Below are 16,445 nucleotides of genomic sequence, written 5' to 3'. Positions count from 1 at the left end.
GGCCCCCCTGTTTCTTGTTATGGCGTGCCTGGCTTTGGGTCCTGCCAGATGGGCAGGTTTTGCCAGTTGGCGGGAAAGTCCATGGCCGCTACGGACACACCGTGCCGGGCGATCAGACCTTTCAGACGACTACGCCAATGATGCTGTGGCGCGATCACATCCATGCAATGCAGCAGGATGACCAGTGCGTTGTAAAGCTTGCGCGAACCACCATGGAACTGCGCCGCCAAACCGGCCGGCTTGTTGCGCGGCAGCAGCGGTGTGATGGTGAACTCGCGGTTCCACAAACGGCTGTGATGCGCGCAGGTATTGCGCACCAGTGAGAGGTGCCGCAGCTAGGATTCGAGCACCTTCTCGTCCACGCCATAGGCAGCAGCGATGGCGCGGCGCGTGGGCATCGGCTTGAGATTGTTGTACCAGCGCGAGAGCAATCCCAGCGACATCACCTCACACACGGCCCACACCGGCGGCAGGCTTTCCGAGTAGGTGTTCTGCAAATGCTTGATGAAAGCCTCGTCAGAGCGGCCCACTTCATCGCTCAGCTTGTCGAGGTTGGTTTGCCAGAGATGCGGCTTGAAGGCCAGCGTGACATCCAGGTGGGCATGTGGGCCATGCTGGTGTGCCAATTGATAAGCCCACTGGCTACGCACCGACACCTCCACGCGCTCGATGGCGTCCAGCACCAACAGGCGCAGCTCCCGGTCGAACACGTAGAGGTCCAGCACCTGCGCAAAGTGGGTGCCGGGCTTGAAAGTGTGCGTGGCGTGGTCGGCTTCGAAGGGCAGCCAGTAGGCCCCAAGCCGGTAGTAGTTGAGGTGCTGCAGGTAGAACTCGGCGGCGGCCGGGTCCTCGATGACCATGCCACGCTGCTGAAGCAGCGCCACTTGTTGGGCGTGGGTGGTGGCAGGCTTGGCGAAGGGGCGCTTCATCGTGCGCTCCCCAACCCGCAGTGGGTTGCTGATTTCGGGCGCACAAAAAAGTAACCCGCCGGTTTGAGGATACGCTCGCGCGCATAGCCTTGGCGGGTTTTGTTAGGGCGCAGTATACGCGCAATGCGCGCGTTTTGGCAACCCAACCGGCTGGCAGTGGGTAGAAGGTCGGGGGCAAACGGGGCGGTATGCAGGGCTTCGATCACGGCTGTCCGCCTCCCAGAACGAACTTGGCTTTTTCCACACGCAGCATCTCGTAGGGCGTCATGAAGCGCAGCCCCAGTCCGATGCACACATTGGGATTCTTGATGCGCTTGACCGAATTCGCGGCCACCTCGTGGGTCACCACGATATGCCCGCCTGCAAGGGCATGTGCCACCAGGTAGAAATCGGCCACCTGCAAAAAGGTGTTGATGGCCGCAGGTTCGTACTGCTGGCCAGTCACCCAGGTGCTCACCTTGCCGAACTGGGCGGCCACAGCGGCATCCGTTTTGCGGAACAGGCCATTGCCGTGGTCGTGCATCCACTGGGTCAGCTCGTCCGCGCCGGCGGCGATCTCATCGGCCACCTTGTCGATGCTGAACACCCGCCCGTCGGCGTGGCCGTCGATCAACCACTGCCAGAACGCCGGGCAGAAATCCAGACCGTAGTGCAGGTTCTTTGCCTGGATGAAGACGTTGGCGTCCAGCAAATAGCTCATGCCATCACCCCCAGCTCGCGCGCCGCTTCATAGAAGGTGGCGGTTTTGCGCACGCCCAGCATGCGGAAAGCATCCTGGAACAGGGTCTGCCCCTCCAGTGTGCTGGTCACAATCGCGCGGGCAAAACGCTTGCTGGTGCGTGCGCTCAAGGTGCGGTAGAAGTCGCCACCGCCGGTACCGTGCCGCTCCAGTGCACGCAAGCGGGCATGTTCATCGCGGTAGTGCTGCCACAGCCGGGCCTGATCCAGAAATCCGGCATCGAACAAGCGCCGCAGGGCCACCAAGGTGCTGACCTTGAATTCCCGTGCCAGCCGCTGGATTTCATCCGGCACAGGCGTGCCGGGTTGGTAGGCCACACGCAGCGCCTCCAGCGGCATCAGCAGTTCGGCAGCCACCTGGTTGCACCAGCGCTCAATGCCCTGCTCGGGCACCTGGCCTGCCTCGGTGTCCGATACGCCGGTCGCGCCCAGCCACAGGTGGGCCAGCTCGTGTGCCAGGGTGAACATCTGCGCGGCCTTGCTGTCCGCACCGTTCAGGAATACTAACGGGGCCAGATCATCGGCCAGCGCAAAGCCGCGAAACTCCCCCACATCCAGCTTGCGGTGGCTGTTGCTGCCCACGATGCCACTGGCCATCACCATCACCCCGGCCTCTTCGGCCTTGGCGATCAACTGCCGCAGCGCGTCCGTCCAGGTGGGCAATTGGCGTCGTTCTTGGGTGGAAAGCTTGAGCTCCACACGCATGCGCTCGGCCACGGCCTGCGGCGCTTCGTTCACCTGCGCGCTGCCAACAAAGGCCAGACGGGCAAGGCCGTGCACACGGGCATAGTCGCGGTACCAATCTTGCCGCTGCTGGCACAGATACAGCGTGTCCAGCAAGGCGCTGCTCGGCTCGCGCAGTTCCTCGTCGCGCAGGGTGCGGAAATCCGGCACCGGCAAAGCCAGCGCGGGCGGCTCGGGCAGAAAGAAATAGCCGATGGCGGTGTGGGTCAGCCGCGCGAAGTCTTCCAACTGCTTGAGCGTGGGCTGGGCCTCGCCGGTTAACCACAGGGGCCACTTGCGAAAGCGCGCCGACAAATCTTCGTCGTGCAGACGTGCCCGCTGCACGGCCCAGCGCAGCACCGGGATGGAAGCCGCGACTGTGGTCACGCTGCGACCTCAGCAGGCAAGGCGATACCGGAGACATCAAGCTGACCGGACATCAGTTTGGGGAGTAGCAGGTCACGGGCCTTCTCCAACGACAGGTTTGCAACGCTCAACTGCTCTGCTTGCACCAGCATCGGCCCAACAAGCCGTTCAAACTCGGCGTGCAGATGCTGCGGCGGTAGCCAAATTTCGACGGCGCCGATGTCGGACCGGCTCAGTTCCAGCTGGTTGGTCGCGCCTTTACCCATTTCCGAAAAAACAGGCTCCAAGTTCAACAAGGCCTGGCCAAAATAGGTCCAGGAGCCCTCGTCGATTGGCCGCGCAATCGTGACGTGAGTGTCCACAGTGCAGTCGTCGATGGGCGCACGGACCTGCGCGACTCGCCCAAGAGTACCGGCGCCAGTCGAATTGATCAGTACGTCACCCATCTGCACCAGGCGATCAGGCTTCACATCCTTCGACTGCCGTCGCGCGGGCTCCATTGAGATACGCCCATCGCGAATGCACTTCTGGTTGATGACCCGGCCTTTCGCCGCGTCATCGTACTTCGGAGCAATACCCCGATTGAGGAAAGACGTCTGTTCCGCAATAGGCGTTTTGCGCCACCCCTCCGGCACCCCATCCTTCACCGGCACCGACTCATGACCGGGAAAGCGCAGGTGTACGAACCACTCGCGGTAGAGGCGGCGGGCGGCGTCTTCGAGCAAGGCAATGCGGCGCTGGTTGGTGGCGATCAGGTCGTCGTAGGCGGACAAGCATTCGACAATCCGCACCTGGTCCTCGAGGTCAGGCAACTCGAACTCATAGGCCGCAATGTCCTTGCCACTGATGTGAGGAATATTGGCACCGGTAGTGATCCGGTGAATGTGACCGGAAAAATCGGGCGCCGCCAAAACGTAGCGGATGAACTTCGTTAGCGCCATGTCCGGCTTACCGCGCAATCGGCAAACTCGCTGAACGAGGAGCGCAGGCAAGTCTTCGGGCCTGATCCAAGCCATTTTCAGCCCATCCCCGACGATAGGACGGTCCATGGCGAGGATCACGTCGTCCTCAGCAAGCTGGTAGCGCTCAAGTCCATCACACTGTGCGACGGGCCACTTCTTGGTCTTATCGCCCCAGCGTATGTACCCTTGCTGTACGTTGTCGCCACGCAATATGCGCACGCCATCTGCATCCGCGTCCAGAAAGCCCGCACTCTTGAATGCGAAGCCCACCAGCATGTCGGACACATCACCTAGCCGCGTCACCCCACCAACTCCTCAAAGTTGCCAGCAATCCGCCCTGCCAGTTCCACCGCCTTGTCGTTCAGTTCCGCCAGTTCGGCATGGATGCCGCGCAGGGTTTCCGCGAAGTCGTCCTCATCGTCCTCCGCGGCGGCGGCCACGCCCACATAACGCCCCGGCGTGAGCGAGTAATCATTGGCGGCAATGTCATCAATGCTGACCGCCTTGCACAAGCCGGGCACATCCTCAAACAAAGCTTGCGGAAAGCGGCTGTGCAGCCAGTGCGCTTGATGGATGAAGTAGGCGGCCTGCTTGAGCGCGTCGAGCACCGCATCGCGCACGGTAGGGGCTTCGTTCTTTTTGCTGTCGGCAGCCAGCAGGGCACGCTTGGCGTCGCGGGCGGCTTTGCCGTCGAAGGCTTTGCTCTGACGGGCGCGCAGCTGTTTTTCTGCCGTGTCTAAGAGCTTTAACCATTGCTTGTGGCGGGCTTCGAGCAGCTTGCCGGTGGCTTTGAGTTGCGGGCCTAAGGCGTCGAGCGTGGCTTGCAGTGCCACTTGTGCGGCGTGGTCGCTCAAGTCTGCCTGCGCAATGGCGGCGCGGCTCTGGGTGCAGGCGGTGAGCAGCGCGGCAATGCTGTCCGCCACGTGCGTGTCGGCCTGGGCTGCGGCCAGCTCGGCTTTGAAAGCATCAAGCTGGGCCTGAGAAATCTGCGCGTCCTCGGCTTGGTCGGCGTTCAATTCAGCAAGCGTGGCCTGGCTGGCAAAGGCTTGCAGCGGCACAGCCAAGGCCTGCACGGCGGCGGTGTCGGCCTCGATGCGTTCGGGAATGGCGGCCAGCCAGTCATCCACTTGCCGCTGGTAGCGGGCCACCAAGGCGACGAATTTCTCGCGCTCGCCCCGGTACAGCCAAACGATGGCGTTGAGGTTGGCGAGTTGCTCATCGGTGAATACATGGGAGCGCGCCGAGACCACGTGGTAGACGTTGCGCGCGTCGATCATCAGCACCTGGTCTTGCAGATCCTGCGGCTTGCCTTTGTCGAAGAACCACAGGGTGCAGGGCAGGCTGCGGGTGTAGAAGAACTTGTTGCCAATGGCCATCATCACATCGACGTGGCCGGTTTTGACCAGTTGCTCGCGGATGTCGCGGTCTTTGTTGCCGGCGTCCGAGGCACTGGAGGCCATGACGAAACCGGCGCGGCCAGTTTCGTTCAGGTAGGCGTAGAAGTACTGAATCCACAGGCTGTTGGCGTTGCTGATGGCACCTGTTTTGGCATTGGTGCCGGGCAGGCCAAAGGGCAAGCGCCCGGCCTCATCCACCTGGGCTTCCACCTTTTTGGTATCCACCCCGTCCACGTTGAAGGGTGGGTTGGCCATGACGAAATCGCACTGGCCGATCAGGTGTTCAGCCTGGTCGTAGAAGGTGTTGCCCTGGCGGATGTTGGAGGCATCCAGCCCGTGCACCACCAGGTTCATGCGTGCCAGTTTGGTGTTGGTGTCGCTTTTTTCCTGACCGTGGAAGGTGACGGAATCGTTGACCACGGCGTGACGGACATCTTCGATGAAATGGCCGGTCTGCACGAACATGCCGGCCGAACCACAGGCCGGGTCGAGCACGAGGCCGTGGTCTGGTTCGATGACGTTGACGATCATGCGCACCAGCGACGGTGGCGTGAAGAATTCGCCGCCTTCCTGCGCGCCGCTCATGGCGAACTTGTTGAGGAAGTATTCGTAAATGCGCCCGAAAACATCGCCGGTGGCGGCCTTGATGGCGGGGCGGTCGAAAATCTTGACCAGTTCGGCCAGCAGATCAGGCTCGAAGGCGGCATAGCCACGCGGCAAGGCACCGGACAACACCGGGTACTCGGCCTCGACCGCGTCCATGGCGGCGTCGATGATTTCGCCCACCTTGGCCCCTTGCGGCAGACTGACGATGCGGTCAAAACGCGCCGCCTCGGGCAAGTAAATGGCCGCCTTGCCCTGAAAACCGAGTTTGATCAGTGCTTCGCGCTGGGCGGCAGGCACCTGCGGCGGGATGTCGGCTTCGATGTCAGGCAGGTAGGCTTTGAAACGGTTGTCGGCGTGGCGCAGGAAGATCAGGCCCAGCACCGGCATCGAGTATTCGGCGGCGGTGAGTTTGGAGTTGGCGCGCAGCTGGTCAGCGGCTTCCCACAGTTCGTTTTCGAGTTGCTGCACGTTCATGCGTTGTTCTCATTGTTCTGTTCAGCGGATGCGCTGCTGTCTTCATCCGCGCCCCCGGCGCGCACCCATTCGTCCACCTCGGAGAGCTGGAATTTCCACAGCCGCCCAATCTTGTGCGCGGGCAGTCCTTTGCGTTCACGCCAGCGGTAGACGGTGTCTTTCACCACGCCCAAATGCCGGGCGACATCGATGGCAGTGACCCACGGTTCGGCGTTCATGGCATTGGCGCTCACAGAGGCATCAAAGTCGTTTTAAGTCGTCATCAGTCTACCAGACGGCCGCGGTGGCGGCCACCTTGAAATGGCTGTGATTGACGGTGTGGCGATTGGGGTAATGGCTGGCACCGTTACCCCATTTTTGATGGTTATTACCCCTATCGCTTGGCTTCTTGATCGTTCAGCGCGTGAATGGTGGCGTCATCAATCAACCCGGAGCCCACCATGAACACCCAGACCACCGCCATCGACGCCTACCTCGCCCGCGCCGCAGACATCCACATCAAGTTCGCCCGGCTGCAGCAATTGGCCGACGATCACTTCGGCCACGACCCGGAGGCCATCCACTGGGGCCACGTCGGTGACCTTGGCCGGGTGGATCAGGCGCTGGATGACCTGCTGGCGATCTTTGACGGCCAGGCCAAGTGACGGAGGCCATGATGGAGACCCTGCTCAAACTCTCCCCAGCGCAAAGCCTGCTACTGCGTACTGCGGCCCGCCGTGCCGATGGGCGTGTGATTCCGCCTGACACCCTGCGCGGTGGCGCACGGGTCAAGGTGCTGACCGCACTACTCCAGCGCGGCTGGATTGAGCCTGCCGACGACGGCCACGTGCTGACCGACGCGGGCTATGCGGCCATCAGCCAACAGCGGCCCGTGCCGCCGGATGACGTCCAACCGGTGGACACCATCGGCGATCTCCAACTTGTGGAGGGCATCCTGATCCGCCCCGGCACCAAACTCGCCGCGCTGGTGGTGGCGCTGCGCCGCCCGCAGGGGGCGACCAGCCTGCAACTGATGCTGGCCACCGGCTGGCAGCCCCACTCCGTGCGCGGAGCCATTTCCGGAATGCTGCGCAAGAAACTTGGCCTGAACGTGGTGCTGGCGCACAACAAATCCGGCGAGCGGGTGTATCGCGTGGTCTGATCGGCGGCCAAGGGTGTCCAGTTTCTGGAGGTCCTTGCCGATACCAAGGTCTGACGCAGTTCCACGTAACTCTCTACACGCGTGCGCGTGTGCGCGCCTCACGGAAAGTTATGACAACCTGTGTCCGATGCGTCAGACGTTGCGCAAAGGCTCGTGGGCCGATTTCTGCAATCCAGCCAACGAATCGACTGCAAACCCGCGCCAGCATTGAGTTTTCGTCCCTGGCCGTTTTCGTGCGGCCGGGTGCAAACCTGCAAACCCGGTACGCACCGAGGTTCGCACCTTTCCCATTCCCCCGCCTTCACGCACAGGCCCGCGCTGACCGGGCAGTCGGCTCGCCGTCCTGCACCGCCGGGTGCGAACCGCAAACCCTGCAAACCTTATTTTCTGTTCGGACGGTGGCGCAATGCTGCGCTTGCGCCCTCCGTATTGGAATATCGCCAGGAAGGACCCCTTTTGCCTGGGGCATATGTGCGTGCGCCGACCATAACAATAGGCGGTGACCATCACTACCGTCACAACCATCACGGATCGGTGACTGCTCGTGACGATGGTGATGGTTGTGATGGTCGTCGCTTATTGTTTACACAGGCGAAAGCGCAGATATCTCCCGGCGGTCCGACCATCACACTGCGTCGGGCTCCTGCATCCACGCCGGGATGTCGCGCTGGCCGTGAAGTACGCGCCAGACGTCGATGTGATCGGGACGCTCGACGTAGAAGATGATGTACGGGTAGCGCGTCAGCGGCCAGGCGCGCAGGCCGGGCAAGTTGAGTTCGTGTGCGTAGCGGGGAGAACCCGTTGCCGGATGGCGGGCAATGTGGCCGTAGGCCTTCTCCAGCGCATCGATGAAGCCAAGCGCCACGGCCTCATTTGCTTCAGTCAGATAGTAGGTAACGGCCTCGTCAACATCCCGGTTGGCCTGCTCACGCGGGATGACTGGCTTGGCCTTCACGCCTTGGCAGCGGGCTTGCCGGCCTTGCGCACCCGATCCCGCAGGTCTTCGAAGTAGCTGGCATCGGCATGGGCCGCCGGGGCCGAGGCTGCTCCGGCCAGCAGCAGGTTGCGCAGTTGCAGGCGGTCTTGATCCTTGCGGATCAACTCGCGCACGTACTCGCTGCTCGTGCCGTAGCCGCGCTGGCTGACCTGTTCATCCACGAAGGACTTCAGGGTGTCGGGGAGAGAGATGTTCATCGTGCTCATGGCGCAAGCGTAGGTTCTTTGGCAAAATTTGGCAAGACGAAAATTCCACCATACCGAAAAAAGGCATCCATGCCCAACCCAAACAACTGCCTGCGCTACTGGGACCTGGCCGACCACATCCGCATTGATGACGCGATTGCCCTGTGGTGCGGCGTGGAGCCTGCCGAGCTCGCCAGTCTGAATTTCGAGACCCAGTGCATGAGCGCCAAGCGGGCCGCGCTGGTCACAGCCCTGCGCACGGAGCACCTCGAATATGAAGACCTGGGTATCCTCACCGCGCGTGGCCAAGTGTTCAAGGGCGCTCCCATCGACGAGTTGCTAGAGAAGGATCGTCTGGTGATCGACAAGGCCAGCCTGCGCCGGTGGTTCGAGCAACTGCCGTTCGAGGATCGCCCAGCCTTCCTGTTTGACGAGGCCCGCCAAGCCGTTCTGCCTGATGGCAGCGAGGCAGCCGAGATGAACAGCCTGAAGGCCATCGCGCTCATGGCGCATCTTTTGGCCAAGTCCGCCAGCAAATACCAAGTGGGCAACCGCCCAAACGCCTCTGCCATCAGCGAGGCCGTCATCCAGGCGGCCGAAGAGCTGATGCCCAGTGACACGCGCGGCCTGCTGTCCTTCAACAAGAAGCTGGGCGAGGCGCTCAAGCTGTTCGGGCCGGAGATCAATCGGCACCGGACCTGACGATGGATTTTTGAAGTTCAGAAAACCTTTCTGAACTTCCTGTTCGCCAAGTTCGAGGCGAACCACGATGGCGGCATTCCAAATGAACCCGAAGGAATGCCGCCATGCCCAAACGGGCCCGAACATCACACATTGCCAGCACTGCTGATCTGCGTGCTGAATTCTGGCAAGCGCCCGTCGAGGCCTTGCTCGACCGTAAAACAGCCGCCGCTGGCATGGGCTACACCGTCGGCTGGCTGGAGTGGTCTGCCACCCACGGCGGCGGCCCCATCCTCACCAAGATCGGACGTACCGTCCGCTATCGCAAGGCCGATGTGCTGGCTTGGCTGGAGGCCAACAGCCGCCGCATTGAGCGCACCTCCGAACTGGCGGAACGGGGGTGATGGTGAGCGCGTCCATCCCTTCCCCGGACGGAGCAGTAGAGAACGACCATCACCACCATCACGACCATCACACGGTCGAGGTGGATGCTGCGGCAACTCTGGCACCGACACCTGACACCGATCCCGTTGGTGTGATCGAGGCGGCGCTGGTCCGTCTGGTCGATGACGTGGGCGTGTTGGCCGAGGAAGACGTGGTGCGCGCCTTCGCGATCCTCAAGGCCACGGACCTGCCCAGCTACTTGCGTTTGCGCCACGCCGCCAAGAAGACCAACCGCGATTGCTCGGTGACGGTGCTCGACAAACTGGTGCGAGACGAACTGCCCGGCAGCGACGACGACGCCAGCGCGCTCGATGAACTGGTCGCCCTGGCCCGGGCGCAGTGCCAGTTGCACCACGATGCCGACCGCAATGCGGTCGCCGTGATTCCGATGCCCACTCGGCGCGAAGTGTGGCGGGTGTATTCCTCAGGCTTCGAGGAATGGCTGCGGGCCGCGTACTGGCGTGCCAAGGAAATGGGCGTGCCGGAGACCACGATGAAATCGGCCCTGGCCACGCTCGCCGCTGCAGGCATCAACGATGGCGATGAGATTGAAGTCCACGTCCGCGCCGCCCGTTGCGACGATGGCTACCTGATCGATCTGGCCGATGAGCAGTGGCAGGCCATCCACGTCACACCCCAGGGCTGGCGGGTGGTGAACGAGTCGCCGGTGTATTTCACCCGCACGCCTTCGATGCGCTCGCTGCCGATGCCTGTGCCGACAAGGATGACCCATGGCGATGTCGGGTTGCTCTGGCAGCACACCAACGTCCCGACGCACAGCCGCGTGATGGTGCTGGCGTGGCTGCTGGACTGCTTCCGTCCGGACACCCCTTTCCCGGCGCTGGAGCTGGTGGGCGAGCAAGGCTCGGCCAAGTCGACCACGCAGTCCGTGCTGCGCAGCCTGGTCGATCCCAACAAGGTGATGCTGCGGGGGCGGCCCAAGACGGTGGAGGACGTGTTCGTCGCCGCAGCCAACAACTGGCTGGTCAGCTACGAGAACCTGTCCGGCCTCACGCCCGAGCAACAGGATGCCTTTTGCACCCTGGCCACCGGCGGCGGCTTTGCCTCGCGCCAGCTCTACACCAACGGCGAAGAGCATGTCATGGAGACTAAACGACCGGTGGTGCTCAACGGCATCGCCGTGGTCGCCACGCGCCCCGACTTGATCGACCGGGTCATTCACGTCGATCTGCCGACCATCCCCGCAGATGCCCGGCGTGACGATGCAGATACCCACGCGGGCTGGGAACGTGATCAACCCAAGGTCTTCGCGGGTCTGCTGGATCTGTTCTCGGCGGCGCTGGCCATCCTTCCGACGGTCAAGCTGACCCAGAAACAGCGCATGGCCGATTACGAGCGCCTGGGCGAGGCAGTAGCCCGCGCCCTGGGCTTTGCCCCGGGTGAATTCCAGCAGCAGTACGCCGAGCTCGTGCGCGCGGGCATCGACCGGGCCTTGGAAAGCAACGCCGTCGCGCAAGCCCTGGACAAGTACCTCGCCGAGCGCGTGCTGCCCATCAACTGGCAAGGCACCGCAGGCCAGCTCTACGACCTGCTGAACACCCACAGCATCCCCGACCGCAGCAGTTGGCCGCGCTCACCTAAGGGCCTGTCGGATCAGTTGCGCCGCATCGCCCCGGCCTACCGCGCCAAGGGCATCGACATCACCCACCTCGGCCACAGCCGGGAGGGGGCGCGCTGGCGCATTGCCCAGACCCGTTCCCAAACCAATCCTGCCACGCCACCCGGCATCGAGGGTGGCACTCGATATGGAGCTCACCGTGAGTAATCCCAACTTGCATCCCATCTGGGCCAAGGTTCTCAGCATCACGCCGCAGACCACCAGCCCATCCACCTCTGCCGAAACGCAGCTGTCCCCGCTGGCTGCCGCGATTGCGGCGATGACCGGGCAAACCAACTCCCACCAGGGTTGGCAGGCCACCAGCCATCCCCGCCGCCCCGGCGCGCCCGTCGGCATCAAGAAACAGGTCGGCCCAGGCCTGTGGGTCAGCACCGTCGCACGGCCCGGCGACGCCCTGTATCCCGCTTGACCCCCGTCCATCCCTGATCAAACCCGGAGACCACCACCATGAAACTGAACCCGTTCAGCAAGAAGTCCAACCCCTACCTCGACAAGATCAAGTCTGAGCACGACGCGCTCAACTTGGAACTCGCGCCTCTCAAGGCTGAATTGGCGGAGGCGGAAGCCGAGCACGCTGCGGCACGCGAGAAGCAAAACCGGCTGCGTGATGCCGCTGGCTCTCTGTCGATGAACACGCCACCGGCCGCCAAAGCCCACTGGCCCATCCTGTGCGAGGCCAATCAGCGGATGGAAAGGCTCAAGTCGAAGGTGTCCAACCTGGAGAGCCAACTGCGTCCGCTGCAGCAGGTCCTGGCCACCCCCGAGCGCTTCGCAGTGGCCCGCAAGCAGCTTGACGATCTGATGGCACAACGCAAGGCGCTCACCGCTGAAGCGCAGACGGTTGATGGCCAACTGGGCAAGATCGCCAAGCGGCTGGAGGACCTCGACGCGCGCATTGCTGTCGAAACGAAGTCGGCATCTCGGGCGCTGCTGGATACCGAAGCGGAATTCGTGGTGCCTGAAACCTTGACCAAGCTGGAGGTGGAGCTGCGCATTACCCGGGCATCGCAGGCCGAGCTTGAGCGCCAGCGTGATGCGATTCAAGTTCAACTGGCTAGCCTGCCCGATGCCGTGCGCAAGGCGCGGGACCACTTCATCCACTGCCGTGCGGCAATGGCCGAAATCGAGCTGCACGAACAGCTGATGCCGGTGATGAACGCATTGGCTCGCGCCTCGGCAGCCCGGCGCCAGATCAACTACCACCACGACGAAAGTCGCTTCCCGGTTGAGATTCCTCGAGCGTTGATCGAAGCCGCTGGCGATGCACTGGCGGCAGAAATGCCAGCGGCTTGATCGTCACGCCACCTGCCCACAGGCGAATTGGGTCCTTCCTCGCCATCAAGCAATACGGGGGGCGCGAGCGCGCTGCCTCGCCAGTGACAGGCCCCGAAACGGGGTTACCAGTTACCACCTCGGTTACCACCCGGCGATGCGCCGGGTTACCAGCCTTCAAGGAAATGAAATGACCACCACGATCAACAACAACGACACCATCCCCGGCCAGCCACTGGCCCACTACGACCCGGAGGTCGCGCAGCGCGTGCAGTGCTGGCTCGCCAGCGGGCAGCTGTTGGCCTGGATTCCGATCCTCAGCCAAGAAAACTTCCCCGGCACACCGCCAGAGATTCTGCAGTTTGCCGACCGACATCAGGAGTCGATGCGCTGGCCGATCCACGCGCCGGAGGACCTGCTGCATCTGCCCGAGGGCATCACCGGCTGGTTGCTGCCCGCCGACTCTGAAGACACCGACGTGGCCTGCGGGGTCTGGAACGGCGAGGTCTACATCCTGGGTGTCAAGGACAAACGCACCGGGCGTGCGAAGACCCTGCTGGGCGGGCGTTTCGATGTAGCGACAGGTCAGGTCGATGACGTTGAACAGAGCGCGGTTTGACTTGGCTTCTGGTCGCCACAGCGCGTTCATGGAGGTCCGCAAACCCCTCTCGGAGAAAGCAATGAGCACCCACCAAACCCTGCGCGTACAGGTTACCGACACCAACCAGCGCCCGCGCGGCGTGATGACCATCGAGGCCGATTTCGATCACCTCGGGCCCTACCGCGTACAGCACGATGGCCAAGCCTACTGGTTCACCGGCAAATCCGGCACCCACCGCGCCAGTGGCGTGGCAACCCGCGAAATGGCAACCGCTGACGATGCCCGCCTATGGATCACGCTAGGTGGCACCGCAATCTGGGAGGACTGAGGATGGCCGCCGAACAGCAACACACCATCGCTGCGCAGCTGGCCTCGCTGCCCTCCCTGCCCATGGCCGAGCTCTGGGCGCTGTGGGACCAGCACTTCCCTCGGCGGCCCAGCCATCGCAACCGCAACTACGTCGAATCCCGATTGGCGTACCGTATTCAGGAACTGTCCTACGGCGCATTGCCCACCAACGTGCGCAAGATGCTGGTCGAGGCTGGCGCCAAGCATTCCAAGATCAAGTCAGCCGCCGGGCGCAGCGCGCAGACCCTGCTGATGCCCGGCACCACGCTGATTCGGGAATGGAACGAGCGCGAGTACCGCGTGACGGTCACGCCAGATGGTCTGTATGCCCTGGATGGCCAGGTGTTCAAGAGCCTGTCGGCGGCGGCCCGCCACATCACCGGCACGCACTGGAACGGGCCGAAGTTCTTTGGTCTGCGGGGCGCCAAGGGGGAAGCTCAATGAACGCGCCGTTGCTCGTGCCACCGAAACGCTGCGCGGTGTACTGCCGCGTCTCCAGCGACGAAAGGCTGGACCAGTCCTTCAATTCCATCGATGCCCAGAAGGAAGCCGGGCACGCATTCATCAAGAGCCAGAGCCACGAGGGCTGGATCGCCGTGGCCGATGATTACGAAGATGGCGGTTTCTCCGGCGGGAACATGGATCGGCCTGCCTTGAAGCGCTTGATGGCCGACATCCAGATGGGCAAGGTCGACATCATGGTGGTTTACAAGATCGACCGGCTGTCACGCTCGCTGGCCGATTTTGCGCGTATGGTCGATGTGTTCGACCGCCATCGAGTCAGCTTCAGCGCCGTCACGCAGCAGATCAACTCGGCCACCTCGATGGGGCGGCTGATGCTCAACGTGCTGCTGTCGTTTGCCCAGTTCGAACGCGAGGTGACGGGGGAACGCATCCGCGACAAGATCGCGGCCAGCAAGGCCAAGGGGATGTGGATGGGCGGGCCGCTGCCACTGGGGTACGACGTGCGCGACCGATTGCTGGTTATCAATGAAACCGAGGCTGCGCTGGTGCGCCACATCTTCGACGACTTCGTGACGATGCGCTCGGCCACACTGATGGTGAAGGCCTACGACGCGGAAGGCGTGGTCACCAAGGGTGGCAAGTCTTTCACGAAGCAGACCATCTACAAGATGCTGCACAACCGGATGTACCTGGGAGACATCGTGCACAAGGGGCAGGCTTTTCCGGGTCAGCATCAGGCCATCATCACCCAGACGCAGTGGGATGCTGTGCACACCCTGATCGCCACCGATGGCATCGAGCGGCGGCGCGAGACCAACGACCGCCAGCGTGACCCGGTATTGCTGCGCGGCTTGCTGTTCACGCCCGACGGCGAACGGTTGGTGCCCAGCTACACGGTCAAGAAGGGCAAGACATATCGGTACTACACACCCGTCAAACACCGGCGCTTCGGCGCGTGAGCCAGCAGCCACGGACCTCTGCCAGCGGCGCCCATTGAGGAATTGGTAACCCAGCAAATCGTAGCAGCGCTGTCAGCCCCGCACGTCGTGCAGTCGGTGTGGGATCGGATGCAGCAGATTCGGCCTGATCTGACCGAACCCCAAGTGGTGCTGCCGATGCGCAATCTGGCTGCGATGTGGCAGCAGCTTTTCCCCGCCGAACAATGCCGACTGGCGCAGTTGCTGATCGAGCGTGCGGTAATTGCCGATGGCGGGCTGGAAATCATCTGGCGCGATCAGGGCTGGCAGGAACTAGCCGGCGAGTTGGTGCCCGGCACCATAGGCGCAGAATTGCAAGAATGGGAGCAGATGGAGGAGTTGGCATGAAACTCAAGGTCAGTGCCACCGGCACGCCAGTCGCTCGCGAACGCCGGGATGGCGGACGGGTCAAGCTCTCAACATTCATCCCGCTGAAGATCCGGAAACGCGGTGCCAGCAAGGTGGTGGTGCGGCCCGATGGGCAAGTCGAGACACCGGGGAAAGTGGCGACCCAGATCGACCAGCCCTTGCTGGTGGCACTGACGCGGGCCTTCTACTGGCAGCAACTGTTGGACGAAGGCGTGGTCGGCAGCGGCAGCGAAATCGCCCAACGCGAAAGCCTGCACCACTCGACGGTGAACGAACTGCTGCGTCTGACCTTGCTGGAGCCCGCCATCATCCAGAGCATCCTGGCCGGGCAGCAGCCCAAATGCATGAGCCTGCTGTGGTTCCAGCGGAATCCGCTGCCAACCGACTGGGTGGCGCAGCGGGAGGCGGTGGCCGCCTTCGATTCGTAACCAGGACCGCCGTTCGTCAGCCCGCTTCAATCGCTGGATGCGGGCAGCCACTTGATACCTGCCACCCCCAGGTTTTTCTGGCTGATGTGGTCACTGAGGATGGGCAGGAGGGTCTGCACATTGATCTCAAAGCTGTGCCGCCACATGGCCTGCAGCTTTTTCAACGCGTTTTCATTCCGGTAGATGCTGCCATCCCAGTCGATGACCATCATCGCCACGTCACCGTCGTCGGCCAGCATACACAGCAGGGCGTCATCGGCGTCCTTGTCCAGCGAGGCTTTGAGTTCGTCCTCGTACTCGGCCAGAACTTCCACATACAGATCGATGCTCAGTGGGCTCTGCCCAGACAACGCAGACTGCAGATCGGCGGCGATTTTCGTCTTGTTGGTCATCGTCGACATTTTCGCTTCAAGGGTCCGATTCACTCGCTGACCACCGGCTGGGGGTGCTGCGGGAGATGCTCTGACTGTGTTCGATGCCTGACCGGTGGTCATGGTTGACGATGAACTGGCGCGCGTAAGGTGTTGATTTTGCTAGGCCATCATCTGCGCCTACCCGCAGGCCAAACGGAGAACAGAGACGGCACTGGCCGAGAAAGTGGCCGATTTCGGGCGTTTCGGCTGATGTCCACCCGCAGCACAAATGGCCGGAACCCCGCGTGGCGCGGGGCCTTCAGGCAAGAAAAAGGGCCCGGAGATTGTCC

General features: G+C 62.7%; 21 protein-coding genes and 1 pseudogene. 12 read left to right on the top strand and 10 right to left on the bottom strand.

The features are described from left to right. Positions 1-17 precede the first annotated feature (17 nt). The 7 genes from PQV96_RS08805 to PQV96_RS08775 form a co-directional block, all read right to left on the bottom strand. Positions 18-317 carry an Abi family protein gene (locus PQV96_RS08805; protein ID WP_273625028.1) on the bottom strand — a complete coding sequence of 100 codons (300 nt, stop codon included), beginning with the start codon at positions 315-317 and terminating at the stop codon, positions 18-20. A gap of 18 nt (positions 318-335) precedes the next feature. Beyond that, positions 336-929, bottom strand: a complete 594-nt coding sequence (locus tag PQV96_RS08800; RefSeq protein WP_273625027.1) for an Abi family protein — start codon at positions 927-929, stop codon at positions 336-338. 202 nt (positions 930-1,131) lie between these two features. Continuing rightward, a complete protein-coding gene (locus tag PQV96_RS08795; protein ID WP_273625026.1) occupies positions 1,132-1,629 on the bottom strand; it encodes a DUF4411 family protein in 498 nt (165 codons plus the stop codon). Next, a complete protein-coding gene (locus PQV96_RS08790; protein ID WP_142080942.1) occupies positions 1,626-2,777 on the bottom strand; it encodes an ImmA/IrrE family metallo-endopeptidase in 1,152 nt (383 codons plus the stop codon). Before PQV96_RS08790 ends, PQV96_RS08795 begins: the two co-directional genes overlap by 4 nt. Then, positions 2,774-3,994, bottom strand: a complete 1,221-nt coding sequence (locus PQV96_RS08785) for a restriction endonuclease subunit S (protein WP_242638338.1) — start codon at positions 3,992-3,994, stop codon at positions 2,774-2,776. The genes PQV96_RS08790 and PQV96_RS08785 overlap by 4 nt, the downstream gene beginning before the upstream one ends. Before the next feature lie 23 nt (positions 3,995-4,017). Then, positions 4,018-6,195 (bottom strand): type I restriction-modification system subunit M, encoded by a 2,178-nt coding sequence (locus PQV96_RS08780; protein ID WP_207375335.1) that lies wholly within the window; start codon positions 6,193-6,195, stop codon positions 4,018-4,020. Continuing rightward, on the bottom strand, positions 6,192-6,413 hold the full coding sequence (locus PQV96_RS08775) for a helix-turn-helix domain-containing protein (protein WP_142080949.1): 222 nt from the start codon (positions 6,411-6,413) through the stop codon (positions 6,192-6,194). The genes PQV96_RS08780 and PQV96_RS08775 overlap by 4 nt, the downstream gene beginning before the upstream one ends. 222 nt (positions 6,414-6,635) lie before the next feature. Between PQV96_RS08775 and PQV96_RS08770 the strand changes: the two genes are divergently transcribed. Together PQV96_RS08770 and PQV96_RS08765 are read left to right on the top strand one after the other, a co-directional pair. Further along, complete coding sequence (locus PQV96_RS08770) at positions 6,636-6,839, top strand: hypothetical protein (protein WP_142080951.1); 204 nt, start codon at positions 6,636-6,638, stop codon at positions 6,837-6,839. Positions 6,840-6,847: 8 nt separating this feature from the next. After that, on the top strand, positions 6,848-7,336 hold the full coding sequence (locus tag PQV96_RS08765) for a DUF3489 domain-containing protein (RefSeq protein ID WP_207375336.1): 489 nt from the start codon (positions 6,848-6,850) through the stop codon (positions 7,334-7,336). Positions 7,337-7,961: 625 nt separating this feature from the next. On the opposite strand, the gene PQV96_RS08760 is transcribed toward PQV96_RS08765, so the two are convergent. Both PQV96_RS08760 and PQV96_RS08755 read right to left on the bottom strand, forming a co-directional pair. After that, a complete protein-coding gene (locus PQV96_RS08760) occupies positions 7,962-8,291 on the bottom strand; it encodes a type II toxin-antitoxin system RelE/ParE family toxin (RefSeq protein WP_066695733.1) in 330 nt (109 codons plus the stop codon). Next, positions 8,288-8,539 (bottom strand): type II toxin-antitoxin system ParD family antitoxin, encoded by a 252-nt coding sequence (locus PQV96_RS08755; protein WP_066695732.1) that lies wholly within the window; start codon positions 8,537-8,539, stop codon positions 8,288-8,290. Before PQV96_RS08755 ends, PQV96_RS08760 begins: the two co-directional genes overlap by 4 nt. A gap of 69 nt (positions 8,540-8,608) precedes the next feature. On the opposite strand from PQV96_RS08755, the gene PQV96_RS08750 reads away from it, so the two are divergent. The 10 genes and pseudogenes from PQV96_RS08750 to PQV96_RS08705 all read left to right on the top strand — a co-directional run bounded on the left by PQV96_RS08750 (position 8,609) and on the right by PQV96_RS08705 (position 15,742). Then, complete coding sequence (locus PQV96_RS08750; RefSeq protein ID WP_066782981.1) at positions 8,609-9,220, top strand: hypothetical protein; 612 nt, start codon at positions 8,609-8,611, stop codon at positions 9,218-9,220. A 104-nt stretch (positions 9,221-9,324) separates the two neighbouring features. Then, the gene (locus PQV96_RS08745; protein ID WP_066782979.1) at positions 9,325-9,603 is read left to right on the top strand and encodes a hypothetical protein; all 279 of its coding nucleotides are present in this window, start codon (positions 9,325-9,327) and stop codon (positions 9,601-9,603) included. Continuing rightward, positions 9,603-11,429 carry a hypothetical protein gene (locus PQV96_RS08740; protein ID WP_273625024.1) on the top strand — a complete coding sequence of 609 codons (1,827 nt, stop codon included), beginning with the start codon at positions 9,603-9,605 and terminating at the stop codon, positions 11,427-11,429. Before PQV96_RS08745 ends, PQV96_RS08740 begins: the two co-directional genes overlap by 1 nt. Beyond that, entirely contained in the window at positions 11,422-11,691 is a 270-nt protein-coding gene (locus PQV96_RS08735; RefSeq protein ID WP_198846291.1) for a hypothetical protein, read from the top strand. The genes PQV96_RS08740 and PQV96_RS08735 overlap by 8 nt, the downstream gene beginning before the upstream one ends. Before the next feature lie 38 nt (positions 11,692-11,729). Then, complete coding sequence (locus tag PQV96_RS08730; protein ID WP_207375337.1) at positions 11,730-12,575, top strand: hypothetical protein; 846 nt, start codon at positions 11,730-11,732, stop codon at positions 12,573-12,575. Between the two features lie 169 nt (positions 12,576-12,744). Then, entirely contained in the window at positions 12,745-13,173 is a 429-nt protein-coding gene (locus tag PQV96_RS08725; protein WP_066782978.1) for a hypothetical protein, read from the top strand. A 61-nt stretch (positions 13,174-13,234) separates the two neighbouring features. After that, positions 13,235-13,483 carry a hypothetical protein gene (locus PQV96_RS08720; protein ID WP_142080957.1) on the top strand — a complete coding sequence of 83 codons (249 nt, stop codon included), beginning with the start codon at positions 13,235-13,237 and terminating at the stop codon, positions 13,481-13,483. A gap of 2 nt (positions 13,484-13,485) precedes the next feature. Further along, positions 13,486-13,947: a DUF2924 domain-containing protein gene (locus PQV96_RS08715; protein WP_066690598.1), complete on the top strand. Its 462-nt coding sequence runs from the start codon at positions 13,486-13,488 to the stop codon at positions 13,945-13,947. Continuing rightward, a pseudogene (locus PQV96_RS08710) lies at positions 13,944-15,293 on the top strand (recombinase family protein). The gene PQV96_RS08715 and the pseudogene PQV96_RS08710 overlap by 4 nt, the downstream one beginning before the upstream one ends. Then, positions 15,290-15,742, top strand: a complete 453-nt coding sequence (locus PQV96_RS08705) for a hypothetical protein (protein ID WP_066690592.1) — start codon at positions 15,290-15,292, stop codon at positions 15,740-15,742. Before PQV96_RS08710 ends, PQV96_RS08705 begins: the two are co-directional and overlap by 4 nt. A gap of 26 nt (positions 15,743-15,768) precedes the next feature. Here PQV96_RS08705 and PQV96_RS08700 read toward each other — a convergent pair whose 3' ends face one another. Continuing rightward, positions 15,769-16,134, bottom strand: coding sequence for a hypothetical protein (locus PQV96_RS08700; RefSeq protein ID WP_066690589.1), 366 nt, complete (start codon positions 16,132-16,134; stop codon positions 15,769-15,771). Positions 16,135-16,445: the final 311 nt, after the last annotated feature.

It is taken from the genome of Acidovorax temperans (assembly GCF_028596105.1).
GTDB lineage: Bacteria > Pseudomonadota > Gammaproteobacteria > Burkholderiales > Burkholderiaceae_C > Acidovorax > Acidovorax temperans.
The sequence above is the reverse complement of the archived record's forward strand: the minus strand, read 5'-3'. Positions and strand labels throughout refer to the sequence as shown.